Here is a 14,514-nt window from a genome sequence, read left to right on the forward strand (position 1 = left end):
CAAATTAATTCCCCTATTTGGTTTATTTCGACAAATATACGCTCATTATATTTTTATTTTTCTCCAACTAGCGTAAAAAACTATTTTTCTACAAGACTTCTTCTCATAGAAAAATAGTTTACAATGATCATAATTTGAACGTATTGATTGTTTCAGTTACCTCTTTAGATGTTTGATCTAACATCGCTACAACTTCATTTAATTCTGAAACCATTGTTACTTGTAAGTCAGAAGCCATTGCTACTTCTTTTGTTCCTTGCACACTATGCTGAGCAATATCATTCATCTGTTCTGTAGTAGCTAATATTTCTTCAGAGCCCGCTGACATTTCTTCAATCACAGCTGAATCATCCTGAATCTTATTATTTACCTCAACAACTGATTCTAATATTTGTTCTAGGCTTTCACCAATACGTTGTACAGCCCTATTACCTGCTTGTACATCTACCGCGCTACCAGACATTTCATGTAATGCTCGTTCTGTAATGGTCTTAAAGCTTTTCAGATGTGTATGTATTTCATCCGCTGATGCTTTCGACAGTTCAGCAAGCTTCCGTACTTCATCTGCAACGACTGCAAACCCCTTACCAGCTTCCCCTGCCCTCGCCGCTTCTATCGCCGCATTTAATGCCAGTAAGTTGGTTTGGTCAGCAATGCTCGTAATAATTGTTACCATCTCTTCAATAGAGCCGAATCGATCTCCCATTTCCTCAACATGTTTAGCCGTTCGTAAAACGGAGGATTCCACGTTTTGAATTTGAGATATGACCTCTTGAGAATGATTCACGCTAGTTTCCACTAGACCTGTCATAGTTGAGGATGATTCAGCAATCTCAGAAGTTGTATCAGCCAGTCGTTGAATACCTATCGACATTTCATTCATCGTTAAGACAACTTCTTGATTGTTTTGCTGTTGCTGCTCACTGCCAGCAGCGATTTCAACTATACGATCAGCAATTTGAGCATTTGATGTTTCAACATGTTGTGTAGTTTCATCAATCTTTTTCACAACACTTTGTAAGGCGAATGTTTGTTGCTGAATGGTTTGGAATGTTTCTTTTAATTTTTGTAAGGACTCCTGAAAGGCTCGTGCAAACATAGAAATTTCATTTTTCCCTCTTAGCTGGATTTTTTCAACCTCCATTGTTGCCTTCGCGATATCCCCTTGTGCAAAACTTGACACCGCTTCCCCTAAATTTGCCAATGGCTTTAGTGCTTGATTTATGTAACGGTACATTATAAGCATAACAATTCCTGTTAAAACTAACATTACTATAATTAATGCTGGCAAAATGGCTGTCAATACAGCATTCGTTACAGCACTTACCTCGTTAGCCTCTATATCTACCCCTATAAACGCCACAATATTTCCTGATGCATCCTTTAATGGTACTGTACCAGACAAATAATCCCCAAAACCGCTATGTAAAATATCAGAGTAATAACTTCCTGTATTCATTACTTTTTCAATATCTTTATATAATGTAGAAGAAGACTCCTCTCCTATAACACCTGCATTTTCTTGGTCATCTGCTGGCATACCATCCACTAAAAATCGAACTATTTGATCTTCCTGTGGAACGGCAAACGTATAGGCATACAGGACCCCATTTATTTCACGCAATTCATTCAGTTCTTCTCTTAGCTGCCAATATAAATTTGATTCCCTTGGGTCCTTTGATAGTTGTTCATAGTCCTCTGGGTTTAATTGCTTCGCAATGTTTTCTGCTACCGCGACAGCCTGTGCACCCATTGTTTTATTGACGGATGATTTCGCTGTGTAGATCGTTGTGATAATAAAAAATGCTAACAAAGCTACTAACATAACAAATGACATCAACACGATTCTATTACTTAATTTACCTGTTGCTCGCATGCTTACCTCCTTTAACATACTACTAAGTTAATCTATTAACTATTGTACTATTATTTTAACTATTTCGACAATAAAACTATGCTAATAACGTTATCCAAATAACTAAAGCAATTAAAGTAGCGAATAATGTCGGAATGGTAAGAATTATGCCGAACTTAAAATATTGCCCCCAGCTAATTTTAATCCCTTTTTGAGCTAAAATATGAAGCCATATTAATGTCGCAAGTGAACCGATTGGAGTCATCTTTGGGCCAAGATTAGTACCAATTATATTGGCATAAATGAGTCCCTCTTTCATCATACCTGTTGCGCTTGTTTCAGAGATTGCTAATGCATCAATCATGACTGTTGGTAGATTGTTCATGACTGCTGATAAAACCGCAGCTACAAATCCCATAGTCATGGTCGCTACAACGAATCCTTGCTGCACAGCATGTTCTAGTAAACTAGCTAGTATACCTGTCATCCCTACATTTTTCAGGCCGTAAACAACCACATACATACCAATGGAAAAGAACACTATATTCCACGGTGCCCCTTTGACAACTCTCTTTGTATCTACAAAAGAACTACGATTTGCCAGCCATAAGAAAATAGCGGCTACACTACATAAAATAAATGACACTGGAACGTGGAACATTTCGCCGATTACAAATCCCACTAGTAAAATTACTATTACATACCAAGATATCGCAAATAACTTCGGGTCTCTAATCGCCTGCTTAGGTTGTTCAACTGCATCGAGAGAATAGCACTGTGGTATGGAACGACGAAAAACCACATACAGAACAGCTATACTTGCAATTAAAGAAAAGAAGTTTGGTACAACCATATGAATCGCATAATCCATAAAGCCTATCTCAAAAAAATCTGCTGATACAATATTTGTTAAATTACTAATAACAAAGGGTAAGGATGTTGTATCTGCTATAAAACCACTAGCAATAATAAATGGAAAAATCATTTTTTCTGTCATATTCAATTTTCTAACCATCGCTAAAACAATTGGTGTTAATATTAACGCCGCCCCATCGTTAGCGAATAGCGCTGATACTATTGCTCCTAAGCAAGTAATATAAACAAATAAACGTATACCACTTCCTTTAGCAAGTCGTGCCATATGCAGGGCAGCCCATTCAAAAAAGCCGATTTCATCTAAAATTAGGGAAATTAAAATAATACCAATAAACGATAAAGTAGCATTCCAAACAATTCCTGTTACTTCCAGCACATCCTGCCATGTAACTACTCCAATTATGAGTGCGATGGCAGCTCCTATACAGGCTGACCAACCAATCGATAATTTACGTGGCTGTACAATAACAAAAAATAAAGTCACTAAAAACAAAATAATCGCTAATGCAGTCTGCATGATTTTCCTCCCTAATTAAAAACCAGTAGCTTTTTGTGCTACTGGTTTACTCAATCAATAAAATATTGGATTATTCACCTAAATCAGCATTGTGGAAGACATTTTGTACATCTTCTAGATCTTCTAATGCATCGATTAATTTTTCGAATTTTGCAACATCGTCGCCAGTTAATGTTACCTCAGTCTGCGGTAGCATAGAAAGCTCAGCTACTGTGAATTCTTGTATGCCAGCAGCCTTTAATGCCTCTTGTGTAGCAAAGAATTGATCTGGTTCTGCATAAATAATAACCGCTTCCTCTTCTTCCAGAATATCACGAGCATCTACATCTGCTTCCATTAAAATTTCTAGTACTTCATCAGCTGTTTTACCTTCTAAACCGATAACTGCAGTAGAATCGAACATATACGCAACAGATCCACTAACACCCATATTTCCGTTATTCTTACCAAATGCTGCGCGCACATCAGATGCGGTACGATTTACATTGTTTGTTAAAGCATCTACGATAATCATTGTGCCGGCTGGACCAAAGCCTTCATAACGTAATTCATCAAAGTTTTCGTCACCGCCACCTTTTGCTTTATCGATGGCTTTTTCTATAATATGTTTAGGAACACTATATGTTTTTGCACGTTCAAGCACCACTTTAAGTGCACGGTTTGACTCTGGATCTGGTTCGCCTGATTTAGCTGCCACATAAATTTCTCGCCCAAATTTAGCATTGATACGGCTAGTGCTTTGATCTTTAGACGCTTTCTTTTCTTTAATGTTATTCCACTTACGACCCATTGTTTCCACTCTCTTTCAAAGGATAGATTTATAAAAAAATAATAGATATGCAGTTGCACATCTTAAAATGGTAATTAAATACTTATCGTATCTTTACTCTGCAAATAATAACATAATGATGCTTACAAAGCTAGATATACCAATGTTTATGCTTATTTTTTCTGTAGCAATAGCTGTAAAAATTTACGCTATTTAGCATCCTTCTATAACCATTCCTCTTTAATTTTATCTAGTAATGCCGTACAGCCTTCTAGCACTAAATCATAGGTTTCTTGAAAATCCCCTGTGTAATAAGGATCAGGAACGTCTTTACAATGTTCTGTTAAATCTAAAAAACGAAAAATCTTTGGTGAAGTAGGATTTCCTAAGATCGTTCTGATATTGCGAATATTGCTCTCATCCATACCAATAATGTATGTGAATTTTTCTAAATCAGCCTTTTGTAGCTGTCGACCTACCATTCCTATTGTAGAAATACCATATTCTCTAAGCTTATCCTGTGTGCCTCGGTGAGGAGGTTCATCGATATGCCATGAGCTTGTTGCGGCAGAATCCACAGCAATTTTATCGTCTAAACCCTCTTTTCTCACCAGCTCACGCATAACCGCCTCCGCCATTGGCGAGCGACAAATATTGCCTAAGCAAACAAAAAGTACTTGAATCATTACGATTATCCTCCTACAACAAAGCACCCAAAATCAATTTGATTCTGAGTGCCACTTCATTTTATTTTACTGAAATACGATTTTCCAATTCTTCTGTTAAAGCGACTAGTTCACGTTCAAGATGCTGAGTAAATTGCTCCCGACCTTCTTTTCCTTTACCCGTTACATAAAACGGCTCGCCATAAATTAAATAGCCTTTACCGCGCTTCATGACATCTCCTGCATTACGTGCACCAACGTAGGCAGCCGGAACAATTTGCGCCTTTGCCAATTGAGCAATTGTAATGGCTCCTTGCTTTAAGTCCGTTCCTTCTGAATTACGTGTTCCAGATGGGAATATCCCCACTACTTTTCCCTCTTTCAATAACTGTGAGGGAATTTTAATAACGCTCGGACCTGGATTATCACGGTCCACTGGGAAGGCATTTAAATGTTCAATAAGCCAGCCAAGACCCTTCATTTCAAATAATTGCTTCTTCGCCATAAAGTGAATTTCCTGAGGGTACATGGCAACGCCGAGGTTTAAAATATCTACATAGCCTGTATGTGTACAAGCTATAATATATCCACCTTCTTTTGGCAAGTTTTCCTCTCCATACACACGGGCCTTTGAACCCATAAGTTTTAATATTACTTTAACAATATTTGCTACTAATTTATACACTGTCACATTCCTACCTTATTCAATAGTTATTCCCATTGTAATCGAAAAGACTAGTATACTGCAATTGTAGGTGACCATCTTACATCTTTCCAACCAACAGATCTACATCAATCGTAATTTCACTTAATACAATGTCTGTCTCATCTTTTTTATGCCAGCCCATCGGTGTCATCTCCAATAAAGCAGGGACAAGCTCCTGAGCAAGTGGCAATGTATAAGTTACTCGTTCTATATTCACTTCGCCAAAACTATCTTGGAAACGAGCAACAATTTGTTCATTAGAATATGTTTCCTTACTCGAATCGGCATATAATTGAGCACGCAGCTCCTGTAAATAGCCGCTTTGTGGCACAACCTTCACAATACAGCCATTAGGCGCAAGAAGCCTTTTAAATTCTTCATAATTTGCCGGTGATAAAATATTTAAAATAGCGTCAAAGCTACCTTGTGCAAAAGGACTCTTAGCTAAATCGCCAACACACCAAATTTGCTGTGGATAATGTCGAGCCGCAGCCAAAATACCCTCTTTAGCTATATCAATACCGATGCCTACCCCATTCTTTTTCTCATTCATAATACGGGCTAAATGCGATCCCTCTCCACAACCCGTATCGAGCACTGTATTCGCAGAGTTAATAAGCTCCACAATCTTTGCTTCTACAACATCATAAATCCCGCTATCAATAACAGCTTTGCGAGATTCAAAAAGATCTTTACTATATTTAGAAGTAGAGCCATGTGTCAGCATATTGACATAGCCCTGCTTGGCAATATCAAAAGAGTGATTGGCAGAACAAACGAGTCTCCCCTGCTCATAGACATGCATAGATTGCTGACATAACGGACATGCAAAATGCGCAATATGTTGATCTATCAATGCTGCCCCTATTGCACGTTTTGAAAGTGCTCCCATTGCTATTCCTCCTTCCGTTCATTCGGTGAAACGAGGGCAAAACGCTCCCATTTTCGGCTTTTCCATCTAAAGTATACGATAATTGCCCTTACCCATTCATCTGCAGAGATAGCTAACCAAATACCTACTAAACCCCAATCGAGGACGAATACTAAAAAGTAACCTAATGGGAGGCTCATACAAACCATCGACAGAAAACCGATTTTAACAGGGAACCTTGCGTCTCCTGAGGCACGTAAAGAGTTAATGACGACTATATTCATCGTCCGACCAGTTTCTAGCACTATACTTAATGCCAAGACAGATGCTCCGATAGCCATCACCTCGGGGTTATCTGTAAAAACATGCATAAGCTGCTTGCGGAAAATGGTCACTACACCAACCATAATAATGGTAAAAATAAATGCTGCTCGGACACTTGTCCACAGCTGATGATAAGCCTCAATCTTTTCACCAGCACCTACATGCCTACCGATAATGATGGCCGTTCCTGTCCCAATCGCAATAGCGAATAAATAGGTAAACATAGATATGTTCATAGCATATTGTCTCGCCGCCAAAGTTTCTGCCCCTAAATATGTGGCATAATATAAAAATATGATCTGGCAAAACTGGTAAAGAACCTGCTCAAAGGCAGACGGTAAACCAATGTTTAAAATTTTTCTTACATATTCCTTGGAATACTCAAAGTAGTAGTGTAGCTTTACACGTACTTCCATTACTTGATAAAGCAACCAGAAAAACACGATCATCGCTAATCCTCTACTAATCACTGAAGATATGGCTGCACCTTTTACACCAAGCTCTGGTAAACCAAAATTCCCAAAGATCAGGCCGTAATTAAGTACAACATGCAGTACATTCATGCCAAGTGATACATACATCGTCTGTTTCGTCCAACCATGAACACGAATAATTGCTGCAAGGGCATTAATGATTGCTTGAAGGAAAATAAAACTTCCAATAATAACTAAATAACTTTGAGCATAATGAAGTACCTCACCTCGCAAGTTCATCATCGACATTAAATGACTAGCAAAGAAGAAAAATAGAACACTCATTATAAGTCCAACTGCCAAATTCATTGTGACTGCTAGAGCCGATATTTTAGCCGCTTCAAAAAAACGTTTCGAACCTAAATATTGTGATACAACGATGGACGCACCGTTGCCGACTACCTCAAGAATTAAAATAGCGATATGAATATATTGATTGGCTGCACCTACTCCTGACACAGCATTATCTGATAGAGCACTAAGCATAAAAGTATCGGCTAGTCCCATCAACATAAATAAAAATACTTCTAAAAAGATAGGCCATGTTAAATGGAATAGACTTAACTTATTTGTTTCTTTTATTGTGTCTGCCAATACCTTCACTTCTCCTATACTTTTCTTAAAAATCTATTGTATCTTATCATAAATTTTCAGACTGTAAAGAGATTTATAGGAAGACAGCGCTTCCACATAAAAAATCCCTCTCACTAATTTGTGAAAGGGATTTTATTTAGATTAAGCAATGTGACTGTAATTGCTCACGCTTATCAGTCGTTAGACCAAACTCCTGCTCCAAAAAAGCTGTCTTTGAGCCATAACGATGATCCATAGCATCTAGTGCTGCCTGTAAATAGTCTTCACGAGCGGACATTAAAGCATAAAATTGCTGTAATTCTTGTTCATTATATTGGTGCTGGATCGTTTGAGCCATTCTTTCTACCATGGGACGCAAATGAATATTCGTATCTAAATAATCTTCCATAATGGTCTCTTCAGGTACGTCTAAAGCCAATAAAATAAGAGCTCCGCCAATTCCTGTTCGGTCTTTTCCAACTGCGCAATGATGGACTAGCCCTAAATTATTAGGGTTTTGTATAGTCATCATTAATTCCTTAAAAGAGGGATTATGAAAAGGCATTTGTGCATAAAAGTCCTTGAACATATCAGCGTTAACTACTTTATAAAACTCTCTACCACCTGTATTGGTTGGCATTTCAAAAGCATGCTTTCCCTTCGCAGGGATTTGAATATATCGAGTTTGTGGAAACACAGGATTAGGATTATGTTGTACTTCATTTGTGTCACGATAATCAAAAATTGTTTTAATACCTAATGTTTCAAATAATTCTTTATCTGTCGCTGTCATTTTACCAAGTGCGGCAGAGCGATAAAATAAGCCATTTCTTATAACGCGCCCATCCCTCGTTTGATATCCCCCCATATCTCGGAAATTATAAACAGCCTCAAACTGAATATTTTTTTGTACTTGCTTCATTGAACTACACCTCCCTATATTAATAAGCGTTCTTACCTTTATTCTATCGAACAAACTACATGAATACCAATTTTCACACTAGGTAATAAAATAGAAAATGCTAGCTGTAATTAACAACTAGCATTTTCTACGATTTTATTTATATAACTCTGGATACACAGCTTTAGCAACGAGCTCAACTGCTTCACCAATACGCGGACCTGGGCGATTTGAGATATCTGTGTCAAGGGACTGAACTGCCTTGTTTTGAATAGCTGTTACCGTATTCCACCCATCACGAGCAAGGATTTCTCCAATTGGATTTTCTGTATAGTTGACTGTTGTTAAAATGACGTCTGGATTTCTCGCAATAACATCTTCCTCAGATACTTGCTTCCAGCCATCTAAATCTTCAAACACATTCTTTACATTTGCAGCATTTAATATTTCTTGTTGGAAAGTACCAGAGCCTGCTGTATAAATTTCAGGCTTTGGACTAATTTCTAAATAAATATTTTTTGGTGTTTTTACTTCTTTAACCTTTGTTTGCACATCAGCGATTTTTGCTTTAATTTCCTCGTTTAATGCCTTTCCTTTATCCTTAACATCCATAACAGCTGCAATTTGTTCGATATCTCCATATACATCATCGAATGTACCCGCTGATTGAATAACAAACACTTTAATTCCTGCATCTTCGAGTGGCTTAAGTGCATCCTTCTCACCAATCGTATACGCAATAACAACATCTGGCTTTAACGCTAAAATTCGCTCACTGTTATAATTCACAGTATCAGAAACACGTTCGATTTTTTGGGCAGCTTCTGGATATGTATCATATTCAGTGGCACCTACAATTTTATCGCCAACCCCTAGTGCAAATAGAATTTCTGTGTTACTAGGCTGTAAAGACACAACTGTTTTTGGCACTTCCTTAAACTCTATTTCGACACCACGATCATCGGTTACTTTATAACTTGTTTGCTCAATCTTTTGTTCATCTTCGGATACATCTTTATTTTTTGTATCTTCCGCGGTACCACAACCTGCTAAAACGAGCACTAGCAATAATACCGATAGCCATTGTAAATTAAATAGTTTCTTCATTATTATTCACCTTTTTCTTTTTCATTGGATATGATTTACTCATAAACGGAATTTCAGCTATTCCAGCTTGTTGATTCGTATAGACAGCCATTACAAAACATACATTGGCTAATAAGCCTAAATAATCGAAGAGAATATTAGGTACCTCTCGTTCTTCCGAAACCGTGTGTAAAGTTCGATATGATTTTTTCGCCTCACTACGACAAAGATGTAAAGCAGCAGCCGCCTCTGTTCCTTGAGGTAAAACAAAATTTTGAATCTTTTCCTTCACATGACTTACATAAAAATCATAGCGCTCACTTAACCAAGATAGATCCTCATCTGTAACTGCTAGCTTTCCACGAACCGAGCCATTCACATGATAAGCCATAGGTAAAACCTGGATTAAATCATCTACAACAACCTGGACATTCTCTTTCTTTACTATAGCTAGCGCAACCCCTAAATGCGTTGTTAAACTATCTGTGCGAATCTCAAAATCGACAGTTGAAGCCTTCTCTCGCATAAAAGGATAACAAGAATAACGTGCATCTTTTTTCAACCTGCTGTCCCCCTTTTTCATAATGAAAATCCTCACTTTTTTAGAACATAAAAAAACATCGCTCCTCACACAAAGGAACGACGAAAATAACATAATGATTGTCATAGAAACACGACACTGCCTATGTATTTGCCGTATATCCTCCTAGCTTCCGAAGAGTTGTTATACGTTCAAATAAAGGTCGGTCTCCTGGCTTGTACAACGCTCCTATATAAATAGATAAGAGCTATAAAGAACCTTCCCATTTCCTATGAAACAGTGGCACATCTTTATAATAGCTGTACTTACAGTTGCGGAAACAGCTTCGGCTTATACCGAATTCCCGATTATGCTAGCTAGCACCTTTATTCTGCAAGAATAATTCACTTGTAAAGCAGTTTATCATAGATTGATAGGAAAAAATAGTTGCGTACAAAAATGATAGCCGTTTTAGAAGTATTTTCATTTCCATAAAATCACTCTACTACAATACTTTTTCAATCGCTTGCTCAATATCAAGCTGTGAGTCTGTAGGCTCAAAGCGAGCTATGGTTTTTCCACTTGCATCTACTAGGAATTTAGTAAAATTCCAGCGAATATTACGACCATCTAAAAAGCTTGGAGCAAGTTGAATGATTGCCTCAGCAAGCATTTTCTCCTGCATGCTTGCTTTTCCGAATTCACGAAAATTAACTTCATGTTTTAAATAATTAAATAAAGGGTGTGTCGTCTCACCATTTACTTGGACTAGCTCAAAAATGGGAAACGTAACTCCATAGTTTACCTTACAAAGATGCGCAGTTTCCTCTCCATCTTCAGGATTTTGATGGCCAAACTGATCACAAGGAAATCCTAAAACGACAAAATTATTTTTTCCATATTTATCGTACATTTTTTGTAAGTCTTCAAACTGATATGTAAATCGGCATTGATTGGCCGTGTTAACAATTAGCATCGTTTTTCCTCGAAAAGTTTCCATTGATAAAATTTCACCATTCGGCTTCCGTACTAAATAATTATAAATACTCATTCCCTAACCCCTTTTGTTTTTTCATATATTATAGTTGACTAATCTCCTAATAACCAAAGAGTTTGCACAAAAAACACCATCTCGTTACTAGGAACGGATGGCTGACTTATATTTCTTTTTATATTTAACATTTTGCTCTTCATTAATTAAGCGATGGGCTATGTCTAATAATTTAGGATCACTCGTTTGATCATATAATTTTTTTAAAGATACAATAATATCATAGCGAATGAGAGTAGGATGCTTTTCATCTAAACAAGTTTGAAATCTCTTGGCTAAATAAGATACGACTAAATCGCTTTGTACTTGGCCTGCTAAACCAATTTTCCAAATAGCCTGTAATGTATGCCTTGCCGTGACGGTCTTTTCATCATAAGTCACAGCCCAAATCTTTAAAAAATCTTCTAATACTCTTTCTTCGGGATCACTTTTTGCAGCTAAAGCACATAAAATTTGTGCGGCAAGTGCACGTGCATGCCCATTTTTATATGTAAGTGCTTGTACAAGCTGTTCCCACACTGCATATGTCCAATCTACGGGCTCCTGCATAATTTTCATCAGTTCCTCGTAAGATTCATATTGAATATCTCGATCACGCTCTGTTAGATTACTAAAAAGTTGCAAAATCTCTTTTTCCATAATTTATCCCTACCTTTATTGTTTCAGAACGTCATAAAACTTGATTTATGTTACACTTAACTTAATTTTTTCGCAAAGAAGGTGAGTTTATGAATAAATTTAATGCTAGGAAATTGATTTTTCGATTGCTAGTGATTCTGTCCCTAATTATAGCCGCTTATTTTATTATTCCGGTATCTATGCCATTAATATTAGCAGCTATCAGCGCATTTTTCCTTGAACCAATCGTCATGTTCTTTAAAAGGCGCTGGAAAATGTCTCGAAAAATTGCAGTTGCCTTTATATACATAGTGAGTGTCATTATAATTTCTATTATTTGCTATATTTCAATTACGCAGATCATGACGCAAATAATTTTATTGTCTAAGCAAGCTCCCTATTATATTTCCAAGCTATCAGATATGTGGCTTCATATGCAAGAAAATATTTCTAAATACACGGAAGACTTTCCACCCGAAGTAAGTACTTCGCTTCAAAAAACCACAATGGATTTCATAAAGAAAATTGAAGAAACGTTTTTAAGCTTCTTTAATTATAGCAAAGTTTCAGCCTTCTTTTCAGAGATTCCAAGTCTATTTATCAGTCTTCTCGTCTATATGATTGCCCTATTCCTATTTATGCTAGATCTGCCTAAATTGAAGCGCATTACTTATAAGTATTTAAAGCCTAACACGGCAAAGAAAATAAAAATTATTTTAAACCGTTTAAAGGATGCAACATTCGGCTATATGAAAGCACATTTATTTGTAAGCTTCATTATTGGAGGCGTTACACTTATTGGACTTTTATTAATCCAGCCGAAATATGCCATAACCATGACCATTATTATTTGGCTAATAGATATTGTGCCTTTTTTAGGCTCCATCATTATATTAGCACCATGGGGGCTTTATCACCTTTTAATGGGAAACACATCTATTGCTGTAAAATTATTCATCTTAGCTGCTATTTTACTCATTATTCGTCGTGTAGTCGAGCCAAAACTAATGGGAGACCATATTGGGTTATCAACTTTACCAACATTAATTGCCATGTTTATTGGTCTACAATTATTTGGAATTATCGGTTTACTTGTCGGGCCATTTGTCATTATTTTTTTTATCGCCTTAAAGGAAACAGGCATCATAAAAGTAAACTTCAAAATTTGATATCAATAAAAAAGGTCATCTTTGTATTTTTTCCTCACAAAGATGACCTTTTTATCATGTTAATCGTCTATATAATATAGAGGCTTATTGAATTCGACCAAAGCCTACTAAATATTGATTCCACCAATCAAGTGATTCAATGACAACACCATTATTTTGAGCATCAATCATTGTGTTATTACCTAAGTAGATACCTACGTGCGCTACACCTGAGCCATAGCTAAAGAATACTAAGTCACCAACGCGTGCTTCCCCAGCAGAAATACGTTGTGTTGCTAAATATTGTTGTGATGCAGTACGTGGTAAAGAAACGCCTGCTTGTTTGTAAGACCATTGTACAAGACCTGAGCAGTCAAACCCTGAACTTGGGTTACTACCACCCCAAACATATGGACGACCAAGGAATTGTTTTGCTGTAGAAATAGCATCACCTGAAGAGGCAGTACCAGCGCCTGAACCAACGATAATTTTTTGTGGTTGTTGACCATCACCGTTATTTTGAGTAGCTTGTACTACTGGCGTTGCTGCTTGAAGAGCACGTAAACGAGCCGCTTCTTCTTCAGCTGCCTTACGTTCTGCTTCTAAACGTTCTTCTTCCTGTTTTGTAGCAATTTGAGCTTTTAGGGCTAATGATTTTGCTTCATTTTCAGCCTTTTTCACTTCCATTTCGCTTTCCTTTTGTTGAAGCTCTTGGAATTGTTTTTGAAGCTCTTTTTGTTTTTCATCTAGTATGGCTTTTTGTTGCTCTAAGCTTGCTTTGTCAGCTTCTTGTTGATCCACTAATTCTTGGTCAGCATCCATTAATGTTTTAACCGCTACGACACGGTCCATTAAATCAGCAAAGCTTTTTGCTTCAAGAACTACATTTAAATAAACACCCACTGTGTTGTCTTGTGCTTGATATGCAGCCATACGTTCACTTAAGATTTTAGAACGTTGCTCAATACGTTTTTTTGTTTCAACAATACTAGCATCCACTTCTTTAATTTCCGCTTGTACTTGTTTAAAAACTTTTACTTTTTCGTCGATCTCTTTTTGTAAATTCGTTAGTTCTTCTTGTAATTTTTTAACCTGTGCATCTATTTCAGCCTTTTTCTCAATCATTTGTTGAGAAGTTTCTTCAGCATGTACTTCTGTTGGTTGAATTGTATTAAATAATAAGCCGCCTGCTAGTGCTAAAGCGAGCACCATCGACTTACGCCATTTATTGCGCTTACCCACGTACCTTCAATTCCCTTCATTTATCAATTTCGCTCTGAATACTCTATGTAATCTGTTGAACGATTCTATATTTAATCAATTGTTCTTATATATTTGTTTTAGCCTTTTAAAGTTTAGCATTTTCAGCATAACTTTTATACTATTTCCTTTCTATTTAATACATTAGTAAAACTCGAAACATTTCTGTAACATTCGCGTAAAATACCGATTATTCTACAATACACCTTTATATTCTACATATATCTGTCATTAGCTAATTCGACAATAGTCACACTACCTACTTTGTAATGTTTTTGTAATATTACTTGGAAATGTTTCA

Annotated in this window: 14 protein-coding genes and 1 riboswitch; of the genes, 1 reads left to right on the forward strand and 13 read right to left on the reverse strand. The window is 36.8% G+C overall.

Going from position 1 to position 14,514, the window contains the following annotated elements; genetic code table 11:
* Positions 1-127: 127 nt before the first annotated feature.
* The 12 genes from MKY88_RS21975 to MKY88_RS22030 all read right to left on the reverse strand — a co-directional run bounded on the left by MKY88_RS21975 (position 128) and on the right by MKY88_RS22030 (position 11,826).
* Positions 128-1,876, reverse strand: a complete 1,749-nt coding sequence (locus MKY88_RS21975; RefSeq protein WP_340814706.1) for a methyl-accepting chemotaxis protein — start codon at positions 1,874-1,876, stop codon at positions 128-130.
* A gap of 76 nt (positions 1,877-1,952) precedes the next feature.
* On the reverse strand, positions 1,953-3,248 hold the full coding sequence (locus tag MKY88_RS21980) for an arsenic transporter (protein ID WP_069482888.1): 1,296 nt from the start codon (positions 3,246-3,248) through the stop codon (positions 1,953-1,955).
* Positions 3,249-3,318: 70 nt separating this feature from the next.
* On the reverse strand, positions 3,319-4,038 hold the full coding sequence (locus MKY88_RS21985; protein ID WP_008175214.1) for a YebC/PmpR family DNA-binding transcriptional regulator: 720 nt from the start codon (positions 4,036-4,038) through the stop codon (positions 3,319-3,321).
* Positions 4,039-4,241: 203 nt separating this feature from the next.
* On the reverse strand, positions 4,242-4,703 hold the full coding sequence (locus MKY88_RS21990; protein WP_340814707.1) for a low molecular weight protein-tyrosine-phosphatase: 462 nt from the start codon (positions 4,701-4,703) through the stop codon (positions 4,242-4,244).
* A 61-nt stretch (positions 4,704-4,764) separates the two neighbouring features.
* Positions 4,765-5,367 (reverse strand): lysophospholipid acyltransferase family protein, encoded by a 603-nt coding sequence (locus MKY88_RS21995; protein ID WP_069482890.1) that lies wholly within the window; start codon positions 5,365-5,367, stop codon positions 4,765-4,767.
* A 79-nt stretch (positions 5,368-5,446) separates the two neighbouring features.
* Positions 5,447-6,280, reverse strand: a complete 834-nt coding sequence (locus tag MKY88_RS22000; protein ID WP_309370260.1) for a putative RNA methyltransferase — start codon at positions 6,278-6,280, stop codon at positions 5,447-5,449.
* 2 nt (positions 6,281-6,282) lie between these two features.
* Positions 6,283-7,650 carry an MATE family efflux transporter gene (locus MKY88_RS22005; RefSeq protein ID WP_340814708.1) on the reverse strand — a complete coding sequence of 456 codons (1,368 nt, stop codon included), beginning with the start codon at positions 7,648-7,650 and terminating at the stop codon, positions 6,283-6,285.
* Between the two features lie 136 nt (positions 7,651-7,786).
* A complete protein-coding gene (locus tag MKY88_RS22010; protein WP_258269454.1) occupies positions 7,787-8,551 on the reverse strand; it encodes a tyrosine-protein phosphatase in 765 nt (254 codons plus the stop codon).
* A gap of 135 nt (positions 8,552-8,686) precedes the next feature.
* Positions 8,687-9,637: an ABC transporter substrate-binding protein gene (locus MKY88_RS22015; protein WP_069482894.1), complete on the reverse strand. Its 951-nt coding sequence runs from the start codon at positions 9,635-9,637 to the stop codon at positions 8,687-8,689.
* Positions 9,621-10,178 (reverse strand): hypothetical protein, encoded by a 558-nt coding sequence (locus MKY88_RS22020; RefSeq protein ID WP_193833286.1) that lies wholly within the window; start codon positions 10,176-10,178, stop codon positions 9,621-9,623. The genes MKY88_RS22015 and MKY88_RS22020 overlap by 17 nt, the downstream gene beginning before the upstream one ends.
* Before the next feature lie 162 nt (positions 10,179-10,340).
* Positions 10,341-10,539, reverse strand: a riboswitch (cobalamin riboswitch).
* A 102-nt stretch (positions 10,540-10,641) separates the two neighbouring features.
* Complete coding sequence (locus MKY88_RS22025) at positions 10,642-11,187, reverse strand: glutathione peroxidase (RefSeq protein WP_193833287.1); 546 nt, start codon at positions 11,185-11,187, stop codon at positions 10,642-10,644.
* An 87-nt stretch (positions 11,188-11,274) separates the two neighbouring features.
* A complete protein-coding gene (locus tag MKY88_RS22030; protein ID WP_258269450.1) occupies positions 11,275-11,826 on the reverse strand; it encodes a hypothetical protein in 552 nt (183 codons plus the stop codon).
* Positions 11,827-11,915: 89 nt separating this feature from the next.
* Between MKY88_RS22030 and ytvI the strand changes: the two genes are divergently transcribed.
* Positions 11,916-12,974, forward strand: coding sequence for a sporulation integral membrane protein YtvI (gene ytvI, locus MKY88_RS22035; protein ID WP_036121229.1), 1,059 nt, complete (start codon positions 11,916-11,918; stop codon positions 12,972-12,974).
* A gap of 84 nt (positions 12,975-13,058) precedes the next feature.
* Here ytvI and MKY88_RS22040 read toward each other — a convergent pair whose 3' ends face one another.
* Positions 13,059-14,195, reverse strand: a complete 1,137-nt coding sequence (locus MKY88_RS22040) for a C40 family peptidase (RefSeq protein ID WP_291754241.1) — start codon at positions 14,193-14,195, stop codon at positions 13,059-13,061.
* Between the last annotated feature and the right edge of the window lie 319 nt (positions 14,196-14,514).

The organism is Lysinibacillus sp. FSL R7-0073 (genome assembly GCF_038009065.1).
Taxonomy (GTDB): domain Bacteria; phylum Bacillota; class Bacilli; order Bacillales_A; family Planococcaceae; genus Lysinibacillus; species Lysinibacillus fusiformis.